The organism is Gordonia sp. SMJS1 (assembly GCF_029866425.1).
Taxonomy (GTDB): Bacteria; Actinomycetota; Actinomycetes; order Mycobacteriales; family Mycobacteriaceae; genus Gordonia; species Gordonia hongkongensis.
In genome coordinates this window covers 3,638,220-3,661,209 of record NZ_CP123381.1, presented here as the reverse complement: position 1 = coordinate 3,661,209, position 22,990 = coordinate 3,638,220, and the positions used below count along the sequence as shown (strand labels likewise).

The following is a 22,990-nucleotide window of genomic DNA, read 5'->3' as shown; positions in this document are numbered from 1 at the left end:
CGTGGCCTGTGGCGGCTAACCCCGCGGGTACCCGTTCGTGTCCGCCGGAGCGTCTCCGTGTCCATTGCCGCCCGACCCCTTCGGCGGACGGGTGAGGCGTTTGGGAAGCCGCTCGGCGAGACCGCCGAGCGGTGCGACCGTCTGGTTCAGCAGGTCGACGGTCTCGGCGAGCTCGTGGACCGTTTCCTGCATGGCGAGCAGGTTGGGTCCCAGCTGCCCGATGACCTCGGTGAGCTCGGAGATCCGGTCCAGCGGCCCGCCCGGTGCGATCGCACGTTCGACCGCACCGTTCTCGCCCAGGAGCTGATCGAGCAGGCCGTCGTCCTCGGCGAGCCGGTCCAGGATGCCTCCCGCGGCGGTCACCTTCTCCAGCACGCCGTCGGGCGCGGTCAACTTGTCGACGATGCCGCCCTCGGAGGTGAGGCGCTCGAGGATGCCCTCGTTCTCGGTGAACTGGTCGACCACGCCACCCGGCCGGTCAACCGGTCCAGCGGTCCACCCTTCGCGGTGAGGCGCACCAGGATGCCTCGTTCCTCGGCGACCTGGTCGAGGAGTCCGCCCTCGGCGGTGAGCTTGTCGAGCGGACCGTTCGGGGCGGTGAGCCGGTCGACGACACCCCCGGGATCGAGCAGTCGCTCCAGCGGACCGCCGTTGGCCAGGATCCTGCCGAACGGCCGCTCGGGGCCGAGTAGTTCGGACAGCTGGTTGAGGAGAGCGAGCGGCGTCCGGAGTGATCCGAGCTCGTCGGCGTCGACGCCCACTGCCAGTGCGATCTCGTTCTGCACGCTCCCAGCCGTGATACGGGCGATGGCGACTGCGGACTCGGCTGCACTGAGCACCACCCCGGTGACCGCGAAACCGAGTCGGAACGGCATCTCGACGAGCGCACGGCCCGCGTCCGCCGTGGCCACCGGTCTACGGTCGACGCGGCGACGGTCGGGTGGCGGCCGATCCGGAAGGGACTCCATGCTTTCCGACCCTAGGCCAGCCGACCGGCGTTCGGGGCGAGGGTTCGGTGATTCCGCGGGGCGGTGTCGCTACTGCGCCCCGGTCGCCGGTGCCTCTGCCGCCTTGGCGGCCTTCGCCGCCTTCTTGAAGTCGCGGACCTTCTGCAGCGAATCCGGGCCGGTCACGTCGGCCACCGACCGGAACCCCTTCTTGCTGTAATCGCCGGCGACCTTGGTCCAGCCCGACGGCTTGACGTCGAGTTGCTTGGCGACGAGCGCGACAAAGATCTTCGCCTTCTGGTCGCCGAACCCGGGCAGGGCGCGCAATCGCTTCATCAGGTCCGCGCCGTCGGCGGCCTCGGTCCAGATGCGCGCGGCGTCGCCGCCGTACTCCTCGGCGACGACTTTCGCGAGCGCCTGGACCCGGCCGGCCATCGACCGACCGTAGCGGTGGATTGCCGGGGGAGTGGCACACAGGTCGGCGAACGCCTCGGGGTCGGCGTCGGCGATCTCGACCGGATCCATCGTGCCGAACCGGTCACGGATCTTGGCCGGCCCGGCGAAGGCCCGTTCCATCGGGAACTGCTGGTCGAGGAGCATTCCCGTGAGGAGGGCGAACGAATCGTTCGACAGGAGTTCGTCGGCCGCGGGTTCCTGCGCGATCTGGATCTTCGGCATGGGGTCGATTCTGGCAGACGGCACCCGCGTGCGGCTCTAGACTGCCCCCATGGTGAGCGGGGAGAACACGGTCGGCTTCGAGAACGGCAGACGTCGGCGGGGGCGCGTCGGAGTGGGAACGGTCGCGACGGTGGCCGGCGCCGTGCTGGCGCTGGCCGTGTCGCTGTTCGGTACCGGCGCCGCCGGGGCCGCACCGGCCGACGACGGGGCGAACTACGTCACCACCCTGCGGTGCGACAGCGTCAACCCGTGGCCGGCAGGCACGGTCAAGGTCCGTGTGGACGTGTTCAACCAGATCCGGCACCCCGCGGACGGACTACCCGGACCCGTCATCGCGCTCATCGGCACCGACCGTGCCCGAGCCGTGGCCCTCGAATACACCTACGAGGTGTCGGTGTCGTGGCGGAACCTGCGGACCGGACGTACCGGCGTCACCACGGTTCCCGGCCGCGGGTACACGGTCAAATGGCAGGTCGACATCCATCCGGGCAGCGGTCCCGTCGCCTTCACGATCCGTCAGAAGATCGGTGCGCTTGCCTTCTTTCCGATGACCAATCCGAAGTACTCGACCTGCTCGGGCCGCGCGGTCGCCTGACTCACCGTTCGGCGAGTCCGCCGATCAGCAGGTACTGCGCGGTGAAATAGCTCGCGAGCACCCAGGCCTCGCCGGCCACCCGGAGTCGAGTGTCGGTGACCAGGTGTCGTCGATTGATGATCGCGAGGTCGGAGAGCAGGAAGAACCACCCGCCGGCCCGCAAGCGCGGCTGCGGCGCCGGCACGTCCGTTGCCAGCGCCGACATCGTCGCGAGCGTGTTGCCGTACGTCCCCAGAACCGGCAGCAGGGCAGGGCGGTGTCGGCTCAGCACCGTCGCCGACTCGGCGAGAACGCCCACCCGCGGCGTGACGGACCGAACCGTCGGTCGTGCGCCGGCACGCCACATCGCGACCGCGTAGCTCAACTGTGCGCCCGCGAAAGACGTTGCACCCCTGCGGAGAAAACGATCCTTCGTGGCCGGGTCGTCGTGTTCGAATTCCTCCTGCAACATGAACCGGTCGCCGAGCGCGGAGAACCCGACGACGGACGCCAGGGCGACGGTGTCGGCGACCGGGCGGCGTCGTGCTCCGGCGGCCACCCGCGCCGCGAGAAGCGCGATCGGCAGCGGTTTGGTGATCGCGGCGCTGCGTCGATCACCGGCCGACCCGGCGATCGTCGCTGCCGCGGCAGTGGCCGCATAGGCGATCCGGAACGTTCGGTTCACCGCAGGACGCGGGCGACGAACGCGCGGATGTCGGTGTCGGAGAACCGCTTCGACTGGGCACCGTCGAGCGTCAGATAGGTACGCGCCGACACCTTGCTGTCGCCGACCCGGGCGTCGTTGAGGTACTTGAGGGTGAGCGGTACGACGACGGAGGTGTCCTGCAGGGTCTGCGTCATCAGGACCGGACGCTCGAAGCCGCGAGTGGGCAGCTCGGTCGCCTTGGTCAGCAGGGCGGTGAGTTCGGTGTTCCCCGACAGCGGTTTGGTGAACAGCGAGCCGATGGCGAGACCGTCCACCTCACGCGCGAACTCGGTGACACACGACGCGGCGGCCTTGGTCAGCCACTTCTTGCCGGTGTCGGTGAGGTAGGCGTCGAGATCGAGGTCGGACTGCGCGTTGCGGATCGCGCTCAGCGTGTACAGCGCGTCGGCGGCCAGCCCGGACGGCATCGCCGCGGACGACGGCCCGAGATTGGCCACGAGCGAACCGAACTGGGCGGGAATCGAACTCGCCGCGGCACCCTTGAAGTCGAGCTTGCCGCCCTGGATGGTCGGGGCCAGTCGGGCCAGCGTGATCGCGGCCGCGGCTCCCTGGCCCTCGCCGACCACTGCCCACGAGCGCGACAGGTTGTCGGCGATGTCCCGAGAGGCGCGCACCGCGTCGACGATGTTGCGGGCAGTGGCCTCGAGATCGTAGTACTGCGGCGTGCCGGGGGTCCCGACACCCGCGTAATCGGTACTGACGACGGCATATCCACGACCGAGCCATCGCTTGAGCTCATCGGTGTCCTCGGCGGTGGGCCGCGACGACGGTGCGCACCGGTCGGCGATGCCGCGCGAACCGTGGGCCCAGGCGACGATCGGCCAACCGCCGGCCGGCGCCCGCCCGCCCGGCACCATCAACACGCCCGAGGACAGATGGGCCTTGCCGTCGGCGCCGGTGCTCCAGTACGTGAAGTCGTTTCCGGACCCGGCGCCCGCGACCGTACGTGCCCGGGGGAGTTCGCGATTGGCGTAGACGGCGCCCGGCGTCTGTCCCGGACCTCGCGTGTCGACGGTGCCCGCATTGTCGTCGGCGGGCGCGCTGTTGTCCGTCGACGACGGTTCCGCCGACGGCTCGGCCACGCCTGGCGTCGATGTTCCCGGAGTCGGTTCGGCCGCGGCCGTCGCCGTCATGCCGACGGCGGCCGGGGCCACGACGATCGTGAGGGCGGCTGCGGCCGCGAGGGCGCGTGCGAGGTGGGCACTCCGTGGTTTCGAAGTGTTGCCGTGGGGGTTCATGTGTCGTCAGTTCGTTCTGTGAGGCGTGACCGGATGCGAAAAGCGTTGTGCGTCAAGCATTGACGATGCCGACGGCAGGTAGGAACCAGCAGTTCTGGGTACCGTTGCTGGCGTTGCCGAAGACTGCCGACAGGATGGTGCCGCTGCCGGTCTTCACCGGTGCCAGCCGGACCCCGGACAGCAGGGGCAGCGCCGTCAGCGCGGTGCGGTCGGTGATCGGGTCGAGATCGGCGAAGCCGCCCTGGAGCGTGCTGGTGTTGAACCAGGCGACCTGCATTGTGCCGCCGCTACCGGCCGTCGGCGAGGCGGGCACGAAAGCGTATGCGGTCTCGCCCTTCTCGACGAGGTTGAGCTTCTCGGGCAGCTTCACGCCGGGGATCATGTCGAGCAGCGGCTTGAGCTGGGTCAGCGGGTCGGTCTTCATGGGCCAAGGACCCGCCACGGCCCCCGCCCCGGCGGTGACGAGTCCGAGCGGGTTGTCGGCGGTGGGGGCGGTACAGAACGGCGACACCGACGGGGTGAGCGTCTGGATGCCGAGCGTGCGCAACAGGGCGATGGGGTCGGTCGGGGCCGCGACCGGAGTGGCGGCCGACGCGGGTGCGCCTTCGGCGGCCGCGGGGAGCGGGAGAGCTCCCGCACGCCCGGCGATGTCCTCGACCGAGAGTTGTCCGGCGCTCCCCATGATCGTCTGGGCGGCCTGCACGGCGATCTGGTCGACACCCGCGGCCTTGAGCAGCCGGACCGCCCCGGCCAGCTCGGCGTCGAACGGGATCGACAGCGCGCCGAGCAGGTTGGCGGGGATGAGTGGCTCGGCCGCCGCCGGTGCCGAGGTGGCGGTGAGGGTGGCCGCCGCGATCGCCACACCCATGAGACAGGCGCCGCAGCGCTGGATCGCGCGGCTGCGAGTGACGCGACGCGGAGCGTCGGAACGCGTGAACCGAGACGTGAGGGACATGGCTCTCCTTGGGGCAACCGGCTGTGACGGCCGAGCACCCGCCACGTGTGGCGGGTGTGACAGATGGGACTCGAGTTACAAGAGACCACGAAGACTCGGAACCCGGCAAGTCGCGAGTCCGACCTGTGACATGGGCGCGATCCGCGAGAGACCGAAACCGCGGCGAACTGCGGGTTCAGTGCCCTTGAGCACGGCCTCGGACCGCCGCACAGAGGCCGACCACCGCCGGCACGCTCAGCTCGCGCCGCCGATTCCCTTGCCGATCAACACGACTCCGATGACCAGGATCAGCACCGCCATCACCGTCGCGTTGTTCGCCTGCAGCCACGACTTGAGGCGGTCGAGTGGTTCGCGCAGGCGGGCCGCGGCGAGCTGGTAGCCCACGACCGGGACCACGACCGAGGTCGAGGCCAGGAGTGCGAAGATCGCCACCGCGATCACGTCCTGCGGCATCGACAGCGCGCCCGAGGCGATCGAGACACCCGCCGCCGCGCAGAGAACGAGATTCTTCGGATTGATCGCCGCCAGCGCGAACGCGATACCCGTGGCGGTCACCGGACGCATCTCGTCGATGGCCGACATCCACTTCGGCGTCGCGGACTCCGCGTGCCGGGAACGCCACTGACGCAACCCGACGACGAGCAGAACGACACCGAGCGCGATCTTCATCCAACCGGTGCTCGACGACGATCCGTCGAGGTCGACGGCGCTTCCGAGGGCCACGAAGACGGCCACCGCGACGACGATGCCGACAAGCCAGCCGATCGCGAAACCGATACTCGTCGTGCGCGCATGGCGTCCCAGGAGCATGAGGATCGCCGCGATGATCGGGATCGGCGACACCGCGACACCCACCGCAAGGGGTAGTAACTCACCGAGCACGGGTCCCATCGAGAACTCCTCACGACATGGTGCCGACAGATGACGTTTGTACGCCATGAGAGTGGCGAATGTCGGACTGTTTGCGTGACGGACGGTCTTGATATGTCTTGCATGCCATTTCGCGTTCTGTTCGGCCGATGTTCACGTGATCTGCCGCGCCTTCCGATAGTGGCGCCCTGAGCGCAGGTCCTCTCACGACGAAGGCACCCCGTCTGCGAGCCGGGTGCTCGTCGTGAGAGGAGAAAGAGATCAGATGATCGCGAGCCCGATCACCGGGACGATGGTGCAGGAGACGACCTTGCCCTTCGTCTTCGTGGTGACGTTGCCGTGGATCGCCGAGATGACGCGGCCCTTGCCGGTTCGCGAGATACCGGTGAAAGTGCCGGGGCCTTCCTTCACGTTGATCTTCGGGTTGCGCTTGAGCGTCGTGGTACCCGTGCGACCGGTGTCGACGTTGAACCAGCTGACCGTGAGCGGCGCGGCCTTGTTGTCGATCGCCGGACCCGTGCCGAGCGAGGTGTAGACGTAACCGCTCTCGCCGCGCTTGGGGCCGGGGGCAGGTGCCTCCTGCGGTCCGGCGGTGACCAGGGCGCGACCGAGCGAACCGCCGCCGGGGATGCAGCCGAGGCCGAAGGTCGGGTAGAGGAATTCCTGGATCTTCGGGGCATTCGGGCCCTGCGGGATCTCGGGATCGCCGGGCTTGGGCTCGGCGGCGAGCTGACGCGCGGCCTGCTTGCGGCCGGGTTCGCCGAGGAAGTCGGCGATCGAGCGCCAGATCTTGCTGACCTCAGCCGGCATACCGGGGGTGTCGGCGAACGACTGGGCCTGGCGGAGCAGGTCGACCGAGACCTTGCCGTCGGGTCCGGGCGTCGCCACGGAGCCGATGATCGCGGGAGCGAACGCGCCGAGCGAGTCCAGCACGCGCTGGTCGACCTTCGGGGCCGGGGCGGCCTGCGCGGCCATCGGCATCGCGAGTGAGGTCGCCGCCGCGAGCGCCGACACGGCGACGAGGAGTCGACGGGTCCGGAGTCGACGCGGGGCATGGCCGGATCGCAACCTCAGTGGCCGGGAGAAACGCACTGGTGTGTCCTAACGGTCGTGGCGCCGACGATCAGTCGATCAGCGCCTCGCGGGTCGTGTCATCCGCCCGGGTGTCGGGTAGCGGACAGTCCATCCTCTCACCCGGGTCGTCGCGGGTCATTCTAAGCCCCCCGCGGGTTCCACTGTCCAGACCGCCGGTCTGTTACGGGTGGGGTTGTTGTGGTAATTGATGCAATTGTTATCGAAGTGACGTCGGGGCGGTTGAATCGAACGGACAGGCGGCAACCTGGTTGGATGAGGAGAATCGGGGATCGGGGACGGTCGAACAGGAGTCTGAAGTGACAGAGCTGCGCGCTGACGCGTCGGGTCGCCCACGCGGGAGGTCGCGACTGACGCGACTGGTGGTCGGTGCGGCCGCCGTCATTCTCGCCGCGACGTCGGCGAGTGCGTGCGCCGACGACTCGTCGTCGGGCGCCGAGGTCACGCTGCTCACCCACGATTCCTTCGAACTGCCGGAGTCGGTGATCGACGAGTTCCGCCAGGAGACCGGACTGACCCTGAAGATCGTGAAGTCCGGGGACGCCGGGCAATTGGCGTCGACGGTGTCACTGACCCCGGGTGCGCCCAAGGGAGACGCGGTCTTCGGCATCGACAACACCTTCGCCTCGCGTCCGATCGACGCCGGCGCCCTGGAGTCCTATGAGTCACCCGCCGCGGCCGACGGTGCCGCCGATTTCGCGGTGCCCGGCGCGGAGGGGCAGCTCACGGCCGTCGACCGCGGGGATGTGTGCCTCAACATCGACGACGGTTGGTTCGAATCCAGGTCTCTGACCCCACCGGCGAGCTTCCGCGACCTGACCCGCCCGGAATTCGCCTCGCTCACCGCGGTGACCGACCCGGCGACCTCCTCGCCGGGCACGGCGTTCCTGCTCACCACCGTCGGTGCGCTCGGAAACGGCTGGCAGGACTACTGGAAGCAGGTCGTCGGCGGCGGCGCGACCATCGTCTCGGGCTGGGAGGTCGCCTACAACCAGCTCTTCACCGCCGGAGAGGGCCGTGGCGACAAACCCATCGTGCTGTCCTACGCCTCGTCGCCGGCGGCGACGCCCGGGACGAGCGCGCTGCTCGACAGCTGCTTCCCGCAGGTGGAGTACATCGGCATCCTGAAGGGCACCCGGAACTCGACCGGCGCCCGCAGGCTCGTCGATTTCATGCTGAGTCCCACTGTGCAGAAAGAACTCCCGAACTCGATGTATGTCTACCCGGTGCAGCGCGACACCCCGCTGCCCGCGGGATGGCCGGCGCGCGCGGAGGTGCCCGCCTGGATGTCGTCGTTGCCGCCCGCCACGATCGCGGAGAACCGCGAGATGTGGCTCGATCAGTGGCGTGCCGCGGTCGGCCGGTGACGACTCGGTGACCCCGGCCGGGACAGTGGTGACCCGGGTGGCCCGGGCCGCCGGACCGGTTGCGCTGTGGGTGGTCCCGGCGCTGTTCGTCGTGGTGCTGTTCGCCTGGCCGGTGATCGCGCTCGTCCGGCGCGCCGTCACGATCGCCCGTGACTCCGGGGTGGGCCTGTTCGAACTGCTCGACCGCACCGACGCCCTGGGGCTTCTGGGCGTCACCCTGGGCCAGGCGGCCGCCTCGACGGTCCTGGCGCTCGTCGCCGCCGCACCCATCGCGTGGTTGTTCGCCCGGGTCCGCGGGACCACCGCGGTCGTGCTCGCCGTCGTGGTGACCGTGCCATTCGTGCTGCCGACGGTCGTCGTCGGTGTCGCCTTCCGTTCTCTGCTGTCCGGCCCATTGGCGTTCCTGCACATCGAATCCGGGCTGCCGGCCGTGCTCGCGGCACACATGTTCATCAACATCGCCGTCGTCGTCCGCGTCGTCGGGGCGGCCTGGCGCAACCTCGACCCGCGGCTGCTCGAGGCGGCACGGTCGCTCGGGGCGGGCCGGATTCGGGCGACCATGACCGTGGTCGTGCCGCGCCTGGTGCCCGCCACGGCGTCGGCGGCCGCGCTGATCTTCCTGTTTTGTTCCACCAGTTTCGGCGTCGTGATCATTCTCGGCGCCGGGGAGCTGCGGACCCTGGAGACCGAGATCTACACGCAGGCCATCGGATACTTCCGGATTCCCGAGGCGGTCGCGCTGTCGATGCTGCAGATCGTGGTGGTCATGGCGGCGCTGCTGCTGACGCGGGTGTTCGCCGATCCGGCGAGCCGCGGATCGGGTGGCGGCGCCCGGCGGGCCGAACGGAACCGCAGGGTCGCCGGCGGCCGCTGGACGCGGCCGGCGGTCTGGGTGGTGGGGGCGTGGACAGCAGTCCTCCTCGTCGGACCGGTCCTGGTGCTGATGGTGCGGTCGGTCCGACCGGTCGCCCACGGCGACTGGACCCTCGCCGGCTACCGCGCACTGGCCGAACCCGTCAATGGGGTGACACCCCTGGAGAGCCTGCGCTATTCGCTGGTGACCGCCACTGCGGCGACCGCCATCGCCCTGGTGGTCGGTACGCTCGCCGCCGTCGCGCTGCATCGCGCGCACGGAGTCGTCGGGGCGATCGGCTCGGCCGTCTCGCTCATCCCACTCGGGATCAGTGCTGTCACACTCGGATTCGGCTACCTCATCGTGCTGGCGTCGTTGCCGTACGAGATCGCCGCATCGCCCGCGGTCATCCCACTGGTCCAGGCCCTCATCGCGATTCCGGTGGTCATCCGCATCATGATGCCCGCACTCGAGTCGGTGCCGGTCCGGTTGCGGCATGCCGCGGCGACGTTGGGAGCCACGCCGTTTCGCGTGTTCGCGACCGTCGACCTGCCGATCGTCGGAAGGTCGATGGGGGCTGCCGGTGGGTTCGCCTTCGTCATGGCCCTGGGCGAGTTCGGCGCGACGAGCTTCCTCGCCCGCGCGGACACGACCACTCTTCCGGTACTCATCGGGTCCGCTCTGAACCGCCCGGGGGCCGAGAACCTGGCCACCGCCATGGCCGCCTCGGTGGTCCTCGTCATCGCGACGGTCGTCGCAGTCGTCGTGGTCGAGGCGTTCCGGCCCCGCTCGGAGGTGCCGCTGCTGTGACCACGCAGAGTTCATTGGAGATCTCCGACCTCACGGTCGCGTACGGCGGCGAGACCGTCATCGACGGTCTGTCGTGGCGGCTCGGGGGAGAGGGGTCGCTGGTGACCGCGATCCTGGGCCCGTCGGGGTGCGGCAAGTCGACCCTGATCCGGACGATCGCCGGACTCGAGTCGCCGGTCGGTGGAACGGTGCGGTTCGGCGGAGGCGACCTCGCCGGCGTCGAGGTCCATCGGCGGGACTTCGGGGTCGTCTTCCAGGACGGGCAATTGTTCGGCGGGCGCAGTGTCGCGTCGAACGTCGCGTACGGGCTGAAGGTGCGGCGCTGGTCGCGCCGCGCCATCGCCGATCGCGTCGCCGAGATGCTCGACGTCGTCGGACTCACCGGTTACGACAAGCGTCTCGTCGAGACCCTGTCGGGCGGCCAGGCCCAACGGGTCGCGCTCGCGCGTGCCATGGCCCCGCGTCCGCGTCTGCTGTTGCTCGACGAGCCGCTCGCCGCGCTCGACCGGCGGTTGAGAGACGAATTGGCCGTGGAGATCTCGGAGATCGTCCGAGCGGCCGGCGTGCCGACGATGGTGGTGACCCACGACCACGCCGAGGCGGCCACCATGGCCGACGAGATCGCGGTCATGCGGGACGGGGTGATGATCCAGACCGACGTTCCGGCGGCGCTGTGGCGACACCCGGTCGACGAGTGGACCGCGCGTTTCCTCGGCGCCACGACCGTCGTCGATGCCCAGGTCCGGTCGGGCGTCGCGCAGACCGTCCTCGGTGAGATGCCGCTGGATCGTCCCGACGGTCCGTGCCGGCTCGGCCTGCGGCCCGAGTCGGTGGCGATCGGACCCACGCCGTCCGATGCGCCGGAGAGGCCGGGAACGACGGCGACCGTCGTGCTCGTCGCCGAACTCCCGGCCGGCCCGCGCGTGCGCATCGACACCCCGGTCGGCGAGATCGATGCGGTCACCGATGCCTTCGTCGCGATCGGCGACCGGGTGCGGATGCGTCTGGTGCCGGAACGGGTCGCGGTGATCGGGTCGTGACGCCGCGTGGGCCGGCGAGGAGGTCGTCGTGCCGGTGACACGACGAGACGTGCTGGTCCCGCCGGGACTGATGGTCGTCGGAGCGACATCGATGTATCTCGGCGCGGCCGTCGCCGTCGGCCTGTTCGACGTCATCTCCCCGGCCGCCGTCGCGTGGTTGCGGATCGCCGGGGCCGCGCTGGTGTTGCTCCTGTGGGTGCGTCCACCCCGCGGCGCCTGGCGCTGGGAGCGATTGCGCCTCGCCGGATGCTTCGGGCTGATCACCGCCGGGATGAACATCGCCTTCTACGAGGCGCTCGCGCACCTGCCCCTGGGCACGACCGTCGCCCTGGAGTTCCTGGGCCCGATCGTGGTGGCCGCGTTGGGTTCTGCGACGCGTCGCGACGTCGCCGCACTCGTCCTGGCGGCGGTCGGCGTGGTCCTGATCGCGGACGTCCGATGGTCGGGAACGGCGATCGGCGTCGTCCTGGCGCTGACCGCGGCCGCCTGCTGGGCGGGGTACATCGTCCTGGGCAAACGGGTCGCGGCGCGAGGCACGGGCGTCGAGGACCTGGCGACCGGTTTCGCGGTGGCCGCGTTGCTCACCGCGCCGCTCGCGTGGTGGGTGGCCGACGCGGTACGCGCGGGGGCCGCGTTGCCGGTGGTCCTGGCCCAGGGGTTGCTACTCGGCATCGCCTCGACCGCGGTGCCGTACGCACTCGACCAGATCGTGCTGCGGCGGGTCGGCCAGGCGAAGTTCGCGATCCTGCTCGCGCTGTTGCCGGTGACGGCGTCGGCGATCGGGTTGCTCGCGCTGGCGCAGGTGCCGCGGCCCCTGGAAGCGGTCGGGATCGCGCTCGTCGCGGTGGCCGTCGCCGTGCGATCGGTCGACGACGACAACCGGTCCGACGATCGTGCGGCGGAGATGCCGCCGGGGTGACCGGGAATCAGGCGGCGCGCGCCTTCTTCAGTGCTTTGTGCAGCTCTTTCTTCGACATGTCGGAGGTGTCGAGCTTGCGCATACGGTGGATGACCACCGGGCAGCGAACACAGCGCGTCGAACTCTTGCAACACTTCTTCTTGGGCTTCAGAGAGCCCACCTTGGTCGGGTCGACCTTGCCCATACGGCGAGGTTAGCAGACCCTAACTACGACTCTTGTGGGTGCTGTGATCGCGGTCTCACCGCCCGAGCCGATAGTCTGTGACGTTGAATCCCTAGGTGATCTGCTCCCCGCGCCGGTCAGAGCCGTTCGGCTGCGAACGTTCCCCACGTTCGGCAGTGACCCGGACGCCGGCCGCCGCTGCCGGTCCCCAACCACACGAAAGAGAGCCAGTGAGCGCTGTCCCCACCTTCCGCAACGTCGCGATCGTCGCGCACGTCGACCACGGAAAGACCACACTCGTCGACGCCATGCTGCGCCAGTCCGGCGTCTTCGGCGAGCGCGCCGAGGTCGTCGACCGGGTGATGGACTCCGGTGACCTCGAACGTGAGAAGGGCATCACCATCCTCGCCAAGAACACCGCGGTCCACCGGCGCCAGCCGGACGGCACCGAGGTCGTCATCAACGTCATCGACACCCCCGGCCACGCCGACTTCGGCGGTGAGGTCGAGCGCGGCCTGTCGATGGTCGACGGTGTGGTCCTGCTCGTCGACGCCTCCGAGGGCCCGCTGCCGCAGACGCGCTTCGTGCTCCGCAAGGCGCTGGCCGCCGAGCTGCCGGTGATCGTCGTGGTCAACAAGACCGATCGTCCGGATGCCCGCATCCAGGAGGTCGTGGACGAGACGCAGGATCTGCTCCTCGACCTCGCCTCCGACCTGGACGAGGAGGCCGCGAAGGCCGCCGAGCTCGTCCTCGAGCTCCCGGTGCTCTACGCCTCGGGCCGCGCCGGTGTCTGCAGCACCGAGCAGCCGGCCGACGGCGAGATCCCGGCGGGGGAGAACCTCGACTCCTTCTTCGACGTCCTGCTCGAACACGTCCCGGCGCCCAAGGGTGACCCGGACGCCCCGCTGCAGGCACACGTCACCAACCTCGACGCCTCGGCCTTCCTCGGCCGTCTGGCGCTCGTCCGCATCCACAACGGGACCCTCCGCAAGGGTCAGCAGGTGTCCTGGTGCCGCGAGGTCGACGGTGAGGCCGTCGTCGAGCGCGCCAAGATCACCGAGCTCCTCGCCACCGTCGGCGTCGACCGGGCGCCCGCCGAGTCCGCATCGGCCGGTGACATCGTGGCCGTCGCCGGTATGCCGGAGATCATGATCGGCGACACCCTCGCCGACCTGGAGAACCCGCAGCCGCTGCCGCGCATCACCGTCGACGAGCCGGCGATCTCGGTCACCATCGGCACCAACTCGTCGCCGCTGGCGGGCCGGGTCTCGGGCCACAAACTGACCGCCCGCATGGTCAAGCAGCGTCTGGACACCGAGCTGATCGGCAACGTGTCGCTGCGCGTGCTCGACATCGGCCGGCCCGACGCCTGGGAGGTGCAGGGACGCGGCGAGCTCGCCCTGGCCATCCTCGTCGAGCAGATGCGTCGTGAGGGCTTCGAGCTGACCGTCGGCAAGCCGCAGGTCGTCACCCGCAAGGTGGACGGCAAGGTCCAGGAGCCGTTCGAGCATCTGACCGTCGACGTGCCCGAGGAGTACCTCGGCGCGGTCACCCAGTTGCTCGCCGCCCGCAAGGGCCGCATGGAGCAGATGAACAACCACGGCACCGGCTGGGTCCGGATGGAGTTCATCGTGCCCTCGCGCGGCCTCATCGGGTTCCGTACCGACTTCCTCACCGAGACCCGCGGCACCGGCATCGCCAACGCGGTGTTCCAGGGTTACGACGCCTGGGCGGGCGAGATCCGGGCCCGCCACACGGGTTCGCTCGTCAGCGACCGGTCGGGAACGGTCACCCCGTTCGCGATGATCCAGCTCGCCGACCGCGGCACGTTCTTCGTCAACCCGGGCGACGACTCGTACGAGGGCCACGTCGTGGGGATCAACCCGCGCCAGGAGGATCTCGACATCAACGTCACCCGCGAGAAGAAGCTGACCAACATGCGTCAGTCCTCGGCCGACGTGATGGAGACGCTCGCCAAGCCGATGCAACTCGACCTCGAGGGCGCCATGGAATTCTGCGCCGCGGACGAGTGTGTCGAGGTCACCCCGGAGGTCGTGCGAGTGCGTAAGGTGCACCTCGACTCGACGACGCGCGCCCGTGAGCGCTCGCGGGCCAAGTCCCGGGATGCCGCCGTCAGCTGAGTGTCGATGGCGCTCCGGCGCCGCATCACGGTGGCGGGCGCGTCCGACGGACCGAGAAGCTTCTTCGTCATGGGGGTATCCGAGGTGAATCGCGCGAGACCACGACCGGGCCGCGAGGCCGCGAACCGGGTCCGTGGGCGGTTGCTCGGCATCCTCTCGTGCAGCGTCGCCCTGCTCGTGGTGCTCACCGCCTGCATGTCGGATCCGCCGCCCCCGGTCCGCGACACCGGGCCACCGCCGACCCCGACCGAGTACCCGGTGGAGAAGACGATCTACATCGCCACCGACTCGGTCGGATCGGGCTTCAACCCGCACATCGCCGCCGATCAGAACCCGGTGACGACGGCGGTCGCGGCGATGACGCTGCCCAGCGCGTTCGCGCCGGTCCAGACCCCGGGCGGGACGGTGTGGGAACTGCAGCGCTCGTTCGTCACCTCCGCGGAGGTGACGTCGCGGGCGCCGTTCACCGTGACCTACCGCATCCACACCGACGCCCAGTGGTCCGACGGCCTGCCGGTGACGGGCGACGACTTCAACTTCCTGTGGCAACAGATGTCCCGGCAGCCCAACGTCGTGGCACCGGCCGGCTACCGGCTCATCGACTCGGTGCAGTCCCGGGAGGGCGGCAAGGTCGTCGAGGTGCGGTTCGAGTCGCCGTACCCCGCGTGGCGAGAGCTGTTCACCGGATTGCTGCCCAGTCACGTGCTCAAGGGTGCGCCGGCGGGCTTCCAGACCGGGATGGACACCGGCAAGCCGGTCTCGGCCGGGCCCTACGCGATCGTGGGGATCGACAAGACCCGCGACGAGGTCCGCCTCGCCCGCAACGACCGGTACTGGGTCACCCCGCCCCGGTTGGATCAGATCGTCCTCCGCCGCGCCGGCACGTCGGCCCAGATGCTCGACTCCGTACGATCCGGCGACTCGGCCATCGTGGCCCTCGGCGCCTCGCCGGCCACCGACGCGGAACTGACCGCGCTGCCCGGTCTCGAGACCGCCCGCAGCCTGACGTCGCGGTCACTCGGTGTCAGCGTGAACGCCCGCACCGACGCGATGAGCTCGGTGGAGGTCCGGCGCGCGATCCTCGGGTTGGTCGATCCGCGACTGACCACCTTCGCCGGTGCCGGCGACTGGGTCGTCGAACCGTTCGCGAACACCGTCTTCGCGCCGTCGGATCCGGGCTATTCGCCGGTCGACCGCCCGCGCCTCGGACCGGCCGAGGTCGACGCCCTGCTCGGCGCCGCCGGTTACCGCCGCGCCGCGCCCGAGCCCGTCGGCTCGGCATCCCCGGTGCCGTCGGCGTCGTCGTCGGAGCCCTCCTCGGTGTCGCCGTCGTCCCCGTCCGGGTCCACGCCCGCGTCCGAGGCGCCGTCCGCCGGCGGCTCGGCGACGCCCGGGATGAGCGAGACCCCGATCGAGGGTCTGGTCGAGGTACCGGAACTGCCCGAGGGAATCCTGCCGTTCCAGCGCGACGGGCAGGACCTCATCGTCCGTGTCGGTGCGGTCGCCGGCGATCCGCGGACCACGTCGGCCGCGTCGAGCATCGTCGACCAGCTCCGAGGTGCAGGGGTGCGCGCTCAGGTCGTGACGCTGCCCAACAGCGAGCTGTACGGGTCGGCGCTCACCAACCAGCGCGTCGACCTGGTCGTCGGGTGGTCGGGGCTCGGCGTGCCGCCGGCGTCGTCGCTCGCGTCTCAGGTCGACTGCAACCAGCCCAAGCCCGGTACCGAACCGTCGCCCGCGACGCCGCCGACGCCCACCAGCATCGCGCCGAGCGGTGGCGATCCCGGGGACAGCTATGCCAGCAACGTGTCCGGGTTGTGTGACCCGCGGCTCATCGAGCTCGCGCGCACCGCACTCTCCGAGGACGACCCGATCCCGACGCTGAACGAGGCCGAGCCGCTCCTCGCCGCGCAGGCGATCTACCGGCCGCTGTACCAGGACTCGATGGTCGTGGGAACTACGTCCGCGGTGCGCGACGTCCCGCTCACCGGACCCATCCAGGTCTCGATCTTCGGGACCGCGGTCGATTGGGAGCTGACGTGACCGGTGTTCCGGCGGATCGCCGGCTGCTGCTCGTCCACGCTCATCCCGACGACGAGACGATCATGACCGGCGGCACCATCGCCCGGTATCTCGCCGAGGGCGTCGACGTGCGGGTGCTGACCTTCACGCTCGGGGAGGAGGGCGAGGTGATCGGCGACGAGTGGGCGCAGCTGGTCGCCGACGGCGGCGCCGACCAGCTCGGCGGTTTCCGGGTCCTCGAACTCACGCGGGCACTGGCCGAGCTCAGTCCCGCCGGCCGACCCGCGTTGCGGCCGCGATTCCTCGGCGGTGCGGGCCGATGGCGGGACTCCGGGATGGCCGGCGCGCCGTCCGCGAACCACCCGCGCGCACTCGTGCGGGCACCGTTCGACGAGCCCGTCGGAGCGTTGGTCGACGTGCTCACCGACTTCGCACCCCAGGTGGTCGTCAGCTACGACGCCTCTGGTACGTACGGCCATCCCGACCACAAACTGGTGCACGAGGTCACGACGGCCGCGGTCGCCCGCGCCCGGGAAGCCGGTCCGGGCCCGACCAAGATCTACGAATCGGTGACCGAACGCAGCGCACTGGACTCCGGGCTCGCCGGCGTGGCCGCGGTACCCGACGGCTGGCGGATGCCCCGCGACGGTGAGCTGCCGAGCTATCCCGACGCCGACATCACCACCGAGATCGACATCAGCGCGTACCTCCCACAAAAGGTGGCCGCCCTGGCCGCCCACGCCACACAGGTGACCGTTGCGGCGTCCGGAACCGAATACGCGCTGTCGAACAACATCCTGCAGCCGATCGCCCGCGCCGAGCATTTCATCCTCACCGAACCAGAGCGTCACGAGTCCCTCGGTGCCACGGACACGCGCGAGTCGGACCTGTTCGCCGGGATCGACTGACTCGATGGCCCGCTTTGTTCGGCCCGTATCGGGTTCCGTCCTCGACCGACTGCTCCTGGGGTTCCTCGTCGTCGACGGGTTCGCGATCGGGCTCCTGAGTGTTGCGTTCACCTATCAGCGCTTCGGCGGCGTCGCCCTGCCCGTCGCGGCACTCGTCGCCGGCGTGGTCAATGCGGTCCTGCTCTGGCTCGCGGCCGGCCTCACCGCGACCCCGTGGCGGTACGGGCCCCTCGCCGCGTGGGGGCTCGTCGTCGTGATCGCCGGTGGGCTCCCCGGCCCGGGCGGGGACGTCGTGCTCTCGATCAGCAGTGGTTACCTCGTACAGACCTTGTTGCTCGTCGTCCTCGGTGTCGGGCCGTGCGCCGCGCTGGGCTGGACGGGGCGGCTGCCCGAACCCGACTGACCACCGCTCCGCAGGGGCGCTCCGCGTTGTGCCGCGACGGGCGGCGTTAGAGTGAGAGACATGCTTCTGCGCGCGTGGGCCGAAGACATCATGGCCCCGATCGAGCGCGTCACGGCCGCACTGAGCCGTGTCCGTGACGACCCGACTCTCGGGGCCGACGCCCTCGACGATGACGGCTGGGTCGCACTCCTGGGTGCCTCGGGTGCGCAGCTCGACGAATTGTGCGATCTGGCCGACACCGTCCGTCGGCAGGTGACCGACCCGGAGGTGTTGACCTTCGTGGTCAACCGCAACTTCGACACCGGGGTCGTCAGCCGGCTCGGACCCGACGACCCGGGTCTCGACGAACTGGTCGCCGAGGCGGTCGCACTCGGCGCGACCGAGATCTGCATGCAGGGACCCCTGCCCGCCGAACTGCCGGCCGACGGATACGTCCGGCTCGTGGAGGACATCACGGGTGCCGCCGACGGGCTCCACCTGCACGCCTATCGGGCCCCGGAGATCGTCGACGGCGCCGAGCGTGCCGGGATCACGATCGTCGAACACCTCGAGCGGCTGCGGTCGGCGGGCCTGGGGTCGGTGCCGGGGACCGCCGCCCAGATCCTCGACGACACCGTTCGCGCGACACTCTCACCCACCGGCACGGCGCCGCCGGTCGGCAGCTGGGTCGACGTCATCGAGACCGCCCACCGCGTGGGTCTCTTCTCCACCGCGACGATGCTCTACGGGCACGTCGAGACGCCCGCACACCAGATCGCCCATCTTCGACTGCTACTCGAGATCCAGCGTCGCACGGGCGGTTTCAGCGAACTGATCCTGATGCCGCTGCTTCCCGAGAACGTGCCGCCCCACCTGGCGGACACCGCCTCGCGGACCGCGTCGGAGCGGGAGACCCGCGCGTTGCACGCCGTCGCCCGCCTCATGACCGCAGGCCTCCTCGACCATCTGCAGGTGGCGTGGACCAAACTGCCCGCGGCCACCGTCGATCTGGTGTTGCGCGGCGGGGCAGATGATCTGGGTGGGCTGTTGCTCGACGGCACCCTGATGCCGGGCGCGGGACCGGAGTCAGGTCGTGTCCTCGACGCCGCGGCTGTCGTCGACATCGCGGCGCGAGCCGGACGGAGGCCGCGCCAGCGCACCACCCGCTACGGGGTGCCGGAGCCCGACCGGCAACTCCCGCTGCCACAGGTGTCCGCGTGAGCCGGAGCATGTCTTCCGGGCGGGCGGCCGGAGCGCAGCAGCGCGCGCTGACGATGGACGACGTGGATGTCGCCATCATCGGCGCGGGCTTCGCCGGGCTCGGGATGGCGACGCAGCTCGCGCGCCGCGGGCGGGAGTCCTTCGTCGTGCTCGAACGCGCCGACGGCGTGGGGGGCACGTGGCGCGACAACACCTATCCCGGCATCGCCTGCGACATCCCCGCCCATCTGTACTCGTTCTCGTTCCGGCCGCCGGCCGACTGGTCGGCGCGGTTCCCTCGTGGCGCCGAGATCCGCAGCTATCTCGAACAGATCGTCGTCGACGAACGACTCGCCGACCGCATCGAGCTCAATCGCGAACTCCGCGAAGCGGTCTGGGACGAGCAGGGGGCGCACTGGGTGATCACGGCGGCGGCGCCGGACGGCCGGGCCGTCACCTTCCGCGCTCGCTCGCTGGTGCTTGCGGTCGGACGGTTGTCGGAGGCGCGCATCCCCGACATCGACGGACTCGACACCTTCCCGGGACAGGTCGTCCACACGGCCGCCTGGCACGACGACGTCAACGTTGCGGCTGCGCGGGTCGGGATCGTCGGAACCGGTGCGTCGGCGGTGCAGCTCATCCCGCATCTCGCCGACGCCGCGGACGATCTCGTCGTGTTCTGCCGCACGCCACCGTATGTCGTGCCGCGCGCGGACCGGCTCTACACCGACGACGAGCGGGCCGCCATGCTCGACCCCGTCGTCGCGGCGGAGGTGCGCGACCGACTGCTCACCGAAGCCGACGGGGCGTTTCGGCAGCGGCTCGGGTTGCATCCGGACATCGACGAGATCCGTTCCCGTGCACGGGATCACCTCCACGGGCAGGTGGCCGATGCCGACCTCCGTGAACAGCTGACCCCCGACTACGAGATCGGTTGCAAGAGAATCCTGCTCAGCGACGACTTCTATCCGGCGCTACAACGCTCCAACGTGGTGTTCGAGTCGAGTGCTCTGACGTCGGTCGCCGAGACCAAGGCCACCGCGCACAGTGGTCACACCTACGATCTCGACGTCCTGGTGATGGCAACCGGTTTCGAATCCGCACGCCCGCCCGCCGCATCGCGCATCACCGGTCGTGCCGGTCGGCGGCTGTCCGACCACTGGTCGGCGGGCATGACGTCCTATGCCTCGACCGTGGTCAGCGGATTCCCGAACATGTTCGTCCTCGACGGGCCCAACGCGGCGCTCGGCCACAACTCGGCGATCTACATGATCGAGACGCAACTCGACTACGTCCTGGGCGCGCTGGAGTACATGGCCGGCAACGGGATCACGACGCTGGCGGTCTCGCCTGCCGCCGAAGACGAATACACGCGGGAGATCGACGCTCGCAGCGAGTCGACGGTGTGGCTGACCGGTTGTGAGAGTTGGTATGTCGACCCCGACAGCGGTCGCCTGACCCTGTTGTGGCCGGGCACCGCGGCGTCGTTCCGCGAACGCAACGGCACCTTCGACCCCGAACCGTACGAACCCCGTCCCGACGCCGGCACCGGAACACCTGAGGAGGGTGAGGAATGACCGAGAAGTTGACCGTCCGCGCGGCCCTGGACGCCGCGCGCGACCGGGCGCCGATCGGTCTCGACGAGGCCGTGACGCTCCTGTCCTGCGCAGGAGACGACCTGGTCGAACTGCAATCGATCGCCGGGGCGCTCCGAGACGAGGGGCTGGCCGCGGTCGGCCGGTCCCGGCAGATCACCTACTCCCGCAAGGTGTTCATCCCGCTGACGCGCCTGTGCCGCGACCGGTGCCACTACTGCACCTTCGTCACGGTCCCCGGAAAACTCGCCCGCGCGGGGAGGGGCTCTATCTGGAACTCGACGAGGTCGTCGACCTCGCGCGCCGCGGTGCCGAACTCGGCTGCAAGGAGGCGCTTTTCACGCTGGGTGACCGCCCCGAGGACAGGTGGCCGCAGGCCGGCGAATGGCTGGCCGAACGGGGTTACTCCTCGACGCTGGACTACGTTCGTGCCGCCGCGGTCGCCGTGTTGTCGGAGACAGGTCTGCTGCCGCACCTCAACCCCGGGGTGATGAGCCTCGAGGAACTGCTCCGTCTGCGCCCGGTCGCACCGTCGATGGGCATGATGCTGGAGACGACGTCGCGTCGCCTGTTCACCGAGAAAGGCCAGGCACACTACGGAAGTCCCGACAAGGACCCGCTGGTCCGCATGCAGGTGCTGCGTGACGCGGGCACCGCTCGTGTCCCGTTCACCACCGGGATTCTGGTCGGGATCGGCGAATCACTCACCGAGCGGGCCGAATCGCTGCTGGCTCTCGCGGATGTGCACGCCCGAGGCGGGCACATCCAGGAGGTGATCGTGCAGAACTTCCGGGCGAAGCCGGACACCGCGATGCGCTCCACCCCCGACGCGGAGATGACCGAGTTCCTCGCCGCCGTCGCGGTCGCCCGGGTCGTCCTCGGCCCACACATGCGGATCCAGGCGCCCCCGAACCTGGTGTCGCCCGCCGAATGTGCCGCGCTGATCGCCTCCGGCGTCGACGACTGGGGTGGGGTGTCGCCGCTGACTCCCGATCACGTCAACCCGGAACGCCCGTGGCCTCACCTCGACGCCCTGGCCGCCCGCACCGCGGAGTCGGATTTCGTTCTCACCGAACGCATCACCGCGCAGCCGCCGTATGTGCTGAACGGTGCCGACTGGATCGACCCGGCACTGACCCAGCACGTCGCCGCGCTCGCCGACCCGGTGACCGGCCTCGCCGTCGACACCCGCCCGGCCCCGCGTCCGTGGCCCGCCGTCGCTTGAGAATCACTCTGCGCCCTCGAGGTTGCGTGCGGAGTCCCGCCCCCTGCTCCCTGAGGAGCGCCCGGAGCTTGCGGAGGGCGCGTCACGAAGGGTCTTCGCAACCCGACTCACCAGGACCCTTCGTGACGGCCTCCGCAAGCTCCGGCCTCCTCAAGGAGCAGTGATTGGGCTCGCGCCGAGCACGGCGAGTTCTTTCGTAGTCCACGACGGCCGCCAGGCCGCAGACACCGACGTGCGATCGAAGGGTCAGCCGAGAACGGGTGCGAGCGCTTCGTATCCGCCGACGACGTCGGTGGCGCGATGTAATCCGAGATCCTGCAGCGCCGCGGCGGCGAGGCTCGACGTATAACCCTGGGAGCACAGGATGATCCAGCGGACGTCATGGTCGACGGCCTGGTCGATGCGGGCGTCGCTCGCCGGGTCGCATCGCCATTCGAGGACATTCCGTTCGATGACGAGGGCTCCGGGGGCCTCGCCCTCCTCCGCGCGCTGCGCCGCGGGACGGATGTCGACCAGAACCGCCCCGTCGGCCAGCTCGGCGGGGACGTCCGCAGCCTCGACCCGCGCGATCCGCGACCTTGCGTCGGCGAGTACGTCGTCGATGGTGCGGGGAGTGCTCATTCGGGCTGGTCGGTGAGGACGGTCCGGTTGCGGCGCAGGTGGCCGCCCTCGGAGATGTCGTAGTAGGACATCGCGGTCAGCGGCGGTGAGTAGGCGTGCACGCTGAGCGTCGGGGTCACCAGCGGGCTGGTCTCCGCACCGATCTCCGGTGCGGCGACGACCGGGTTCCGCACGACGTCGTGCACCCACCCGAGAGGGAAGGCGGCCTGGTCGCCGGCGTCGAGGATGCGCACCGCCAGATCGTCTCCCGTCCAGTGGTACTCGCGCAAGCTGCCCGACAACACCGTCAGGGCTCCGAGCGAACCGGCGTGGTCGTGCAGTTCGGTGGCCTCGCCCGGCGTCCAGCTGATCAGCCACACGTCGACGTCGTCGTCGGCGTGCAGGCGCGTCGACCAGCGATGCCGTTCGTCCCAGACCTCCGGGAGCAGGTCGTCGTGGCGACCGTCGAGGACGTCTGCGACGCCCTGGTCGGTGATGCGGAGCAGGTCGGCGGGCCGGAGCCGCGTCGGCAGGTGACCAAGGGCGCGCGGGGCGGCGGTACCCGGACGCTCGCGCAGCGGCGAAGACGTCCGAGCACGATTCCGAGCGGAGGAAAGAGACGATATGGCGGACTGAGGCGCCCGTTCGGTGCGGGCGAGGGTGGAGGTCATGGCGAATCCTTGC

General features: G+C 70.0%; 20 protein-coding genes and 2 pseudogenes. 12 read left to right on the top strand and 10 right to left on the bottom strand.

Annotation, left to right across the window (positions count from 1 at the left end; genetic code table 11):
- Nucleotides 1-15 precede the first annotated feature (15 nt).
- Nucleotides 16-875 (bottom strand): annotated as a pseudogene (locus tag QAD21_RS16755) (hypothetical protein).
- A gap of 162 nt (nucleotides 876-1,037) precedes the next feature.
- The gene (locus QAD21_RS16750) at nucleotides 1,038-1,625 is read right to left on the bottom strand and encodes an HhH-GPD-type base excision DNA repair protein (protein WP_280359874.1); all 588 of its coding nucleotides are present in this window, start codon (nucleotides 1,623-1,625) and stop codon (nucleotides 1,038-1,040) included.
- A gap of 49 nt (nucleotides 1,626-1,674) precedes the next feature.
- On the opposite strand from QAD21_RS16750, the gene QAD21_RS16745 reads away from it, so the two are divergent.
- Nucleotides 1,675-2,220 carry a hypothetical protein gene (locus QAD21_RS16745; RefSeq protein WP_280359873.1) on the top strand — a complete coding sequence of 182 codons (546 nt, stop codon included), beginning with the start codon at nucleotides 1,675-1,677 and terminating at the stop codon, nucleotides 2,218-2,220.
- Nucleotide 2,221: 1 nt separating this feature from the next.
- Here the strand turns inward: QAD21_RS16745 and QAD21_RS16740 are convergent, their stop codons facing one another.
- From QAD21_RS16740 to QAD21_RS16720, 5 genes are all read right to left on the bottom strand, one after another.
- On the bottom strand, nucleotides 2,222-2,884 hold the full coding sequence (locus QAD21_RS16740) for a lysoplasmalogenase family protein (protein ID WP_280359872.1): 663 nt from the start codon (nucleotides 2,882-2,884) through the stop codon (nucleotides 2,222-2,224).
- Nucleotides 2,881-4,164, bottom strand: coding sequence for a lipase family protein (locus QAD21_RS16735; RefSeq protein WP_159371192.1), 1,284 nt, complete (start codon nucleotides 4,162-4,164; stop codon nucleotides 2,881-2,883). Before QAD21_RS16735 ends, QAD21_RS16740 begins: the two co-directional genes overlap by 4 nt.
- A 52-nt stretch (nucleotides 4,165-4,216) precedes the next feature.
- A complete protein-coding gene (locus QAD21_RS16730) occupies nucleotides 4,217-5,119 on the bottom strand; it encodes a hypothetical protein (protein WP_068971190.1) in 903 nt (300 codons plus the stop codon).
- Nucleotides 5,120-5,353: 234 nt separating this feature from the next.
- The gene (locus QAD21_RS16725; protein WP_068971193.1) at nucleotides 5,354-6,010 is read right to left on the bottom strand and encodes a GAP family protein; all 657 of its coding nucleotides are present in this window, start codon (nucleotides 6,008-6,010) and stop codon (nucleotides 5,354-5,356) included.
- A 240-nt stretch (nucleotides 6,011-6,250) separates the two neighbouring features.
- Nucleotides 6,251-7,081 carry a hypothetical protein gene (locus QAD21_RS16720; protein WP_058252518.1) on the bottom strand — a complete coding sequence of 277 codons (831 nt, stop codon included), beginning with the start codon at nucleotides 7,079-7,081 and terminating at the stop codon, nucleotides 6,251-6,253.
- 299 nt (nucleotides 7,082-7,380) lie between these two features.
- Here QAD21_RS16720 and QAD21_RS16715 point away from each other — a divergent pair, with 299 nt between their 5' ends.
- The 4 genes from QAD21_RS16715 to QAD21_RS16700 all read left to right on the top strand — a co-directional run bounded on the left by QAD21_RS16715 (nucleotide 7,381) and on the right by QAD21_RS16700 (nucleotide 12,070).
- The gene (locus QAD21_RS16715) at nucleotides 7,381-8,448 is read left to right on the top strand and encodes a thiamine ABC transporter substrate-binding protein (RefSeq protein ID WP_280359871.1); all 1,068 of its coding nucleotides are present in this window, start codon (nucleotides 7,381-7,383) and stop codon (nucleotides 8,446-8,448) included.
- Nucleotides 8,449-8,455: 7 nt separating this feature from the next.
- On the top strand, nucleotides 8,456-10,111 hold the full coding sequence (locus tag QAD21_RS16710; RefSeq protein WP_205334088.1) for an ABC transporter permease subunit: 1,656 nt from the start codon (nucleotides 8,456-8,458) through the stop codon (nucleotides 10,109-10,111).
- Nucleotides 10,108-11,151, top strand: coding sequence for an ABC transporter ATP-binding protein (locus QAD21_RS16705; protein WP_068970769.1), 1,044 nt, complete (start codon nucleotides 10,108-10,110; stop codon nucleotides 11,149-11,151). The genes QAD21_RS16710 and QAD21_RS16705 overlap by 4 nt, the downstream gene beginning before the upstream one ends.
- Before the next feature lie 70 nt (nucleotides 11,152-11,221).
- Nucleotides 11,222-12,070 (top strand): EamA family transporter, encoded by an 849-nt coding sequence (locus tag QAD21_RS16700; RefSeq protein ID WP_068970773.1) that lies wholly within the window; start codon nucleotides 11,222-11,224, stop codon nucleotides 12,068-12,070.
- A gap of 7 nt (nucleotides 12,071-12,077) precedes the next feature.
- Here QAD21_RS16700 and QAD21_RS16695 read toward each other — a convergent pair whose 3' ends face one another.
- Complete coding sequence (locus QAD21_RS16695; protein WP_091344396.1) at nucleotides 12,078-12,254, bottom strand: hypothetical protein; 177 nt, start codon at nucleotides 12,252-12,254, stop codon at nucleotides 12,078-12,080.
- A 209-nt stretch (nucleotides 12,255-12,463) separates the two neighbouring features.
- On the opposite strand from QAD21_RS16695, the gene typA reads away from it, so the two are divergent.
- From typA to cofG, 7 genes and pseudogenes are all read left to right on the top strand, one after another.
- Nucleotides 12,464-14,374 carry a translational GTPase TypA gene (typA, locus tag QAD21_RS16690; protein WP_058252521.1) on the top strand — a complete coding sequence of 637 codons (1,911 nt, stop codon included), beginning with the start codon at nucleotides 12,464-12,466 and terminating at the stop codon, nucleotides 14,372-14,374.
- 69 nt (nucleotides 14,375-14,443) lie between these two features.
- A complete protein-coding gene (locus QAD21_RS16685; protein WP_068970772.1) occupies nucleotides 14,444-16,417 on the top strand; it encodes an ABC transporter family substrate-binding protein in 1,974 nt (657 codons plus the stop codon).
- Entirely contained in the window at nucleotides 16,414-17,304 is an 891-nt protein-coding gene (mshB, locus tag QAD21_RS16680; protein ID WP_068970768.1) for an N-acetyl-1-D-myo-inositol-2-amino-2-deoxy-alpha-D-glucopyranoside deacetylase, read from the top strand. Before QAD21_RS16685 ends, mshB begins: the two co-directional genes overlap by 4 nt.
- Before the next feature lie 4 nt (nucleotides 17,305-17,308).
- Nucleotides 17,309-17,707 carry a facilitated glucose transporter gene (locus QAD21_RS16675; protein ID WP_068970767.1) on the top strand — a complete coding sequence of 133 codons (399 nt, stop codon included), beginning with the start codon at nucleotides 17,309-17,311 and terminating at the stop codon, nucleotides 17,705-17,707.
- Between the two features lie 60 nt (nucleotides 17,708-17,767).
- Nucleotides 17,768-18,907 (top strand): FO synthase, encoded by a 1,140-nt coding sequence (locus QAD21_RS16670; protein ID WP_068970766.1) that lies wholly within the window; start codon nucleotides 17,768-17,770, stop codon nucleotides 18,905-18,907.
- 53 nt (nucleotides 18,908-18,960) lie between these two features.
- Nucleotides 18,961-20,463 carry an NAD(P)/FAD-dependent oxidoreductase gene (locus QAD21_RS16665; protein WP_139115481.1) on the top strand — a complete coding sequence of 501 codons (1,503 nt, stop codon included), beginning with the start codon at nucleotides 18,961-18,963 and terminating at the stop codon, nucleotides 20,461-20,463.
- Nucleotides 20,460-21,706, top strand: a pseudogene (gene cofG / locus QAD21_RS16660) (7,8-didemethyl-8-hydroxy-5-deazariboflavin synthase CofG). The gene QAD21_RS16665 and the pseudogene cofG overlap by 4 nt, the downstream one beginning before the upstream one ends.
- Nucleotides 21,707-21,952: 246 nt before the next feature.
- Here cofG and QAD21_RS16655 read toward each other — a convergent pair.
- Both QAD21_RS16655 and QAD21_RS16650 read right to left on the bottom strand, forming a co-directional pair.
- On the bottom strand, nucleotides 21,953-22,327 hold the full coding sequence (locus tag QAD21_RS16655) for a rhodanese-like domain-containing protein (protein WP_068972057.1): 375 nt from the start codon (nucleotides 22,325-22,327) through the stop codon (nucleotides 21,953-21,955).
- On the bottom strand, nucleotides 22,324-22,977 hold the full coding sequence (locus tag QAD21_RS16650; RefSeq protein WP_068972065.1) for a cysteine dioxygenase family protein: 654 nt from the start codon (nucleotides 22,975-22,977) through the stop codon (nucleotides 22,324-22,326). The genes QAD21_RS16655 and QAD21_RS16650 overlap by 4 nt, the downstream gene beginning before the upstream one ends.
- Nucleotides 22,978-22,990: the final 13 nt, after the last annotated feature.

Coding starts and splice junctions, on each gene's coding strand:
- QAD21_RS16695 (WP_091344396.1), bottom strand. CDS start 12,254: ATGGGCAAGGTCGACCCGACCAAGGTGGGCTCTCTGAAGCCCAAGAAG.
- QAD21_RS16675 (WP_068970767.1), top strand. CDS start 17,309: ATGGCCCGCTTTGTTCGGCCCGTATCGGGTTCCGTCCTCGACCGACTG.
- QAD21_RS16735 (WP_159371192.1), bottom strand. CDS start 4,164: ATGAACCCCCACGGCAACACTTCGAAACCACGGAGTGCCCACCTCGCA.
- QAD21_RS16655 (WP_068972057.1), bottom strand. CDS start 22,327: ATGAGCACTCCCCGCACCATCGACGACGTACTCGCCGACGCAAGGTCG.
- QAD21_RS16725 (WP_068971193.1), bottom strand. CDS start 6,010: ATGGGACCCGTGCTCGGTGAGTTACTACCCCTTGCGGTGGGTGTCGCG.
- QAD21_RS16750 (WP_280359874.1), bottom strand. CDS start 1,625: ATGCCGAAGATCCAGATCGCGCAGGAACCCGCGGCCGACGAACTCCTG.
- QAD21_RS16745 (WP_280359873.1), top strand. CDS start 1,675: ATGGTGAGCGGGGAGAACACGGTCGGCTTCGAGAACGGCAGACGTCGG.
- QAD21_RS16650 (WP_068972065.1), bottom strand. CDS start 22,977: ATGACCTCCACCCTCGCCCGCACCGAACGGGCGCCTCAGTCCGCCATA.
- QAD21_RS16665 (WP_139115481.1), top strand. CDS start 18,961: ATGGACGACGTGGATGTCGCCATCATCGGCGCGGGCTTCGCCGGGCTC.
- QAD21_RS16685 (WP_068970772.1), top strand. CDS start 14,444: ATGGGGGTATCCGAGGTGAATCGCGCGAGACCACGACCGGGCCGCGAG.
- QAD21_RS16670 (WP_068970766.1), top strand. CDS start 17,768: ATGCTTCTGCGCGCGTGGGCCGAAGACATCATGGCCCCGATCGAGCGC.
- QAD21_RS16700 (WP_068970773.1), top strand. CDS start 11,222: ATGGTCGTCGGAGCGACATCGATGTATCTCGGCGCGGCCGTCGCCGTC.
- QAD21_RS16730 (WP_068971190.1), bottom strand. CDS start 5,119: ATGTCCCTCACGTCTCGGTTCACGCGTTCCGACGCTCCGCGTCGCGTC.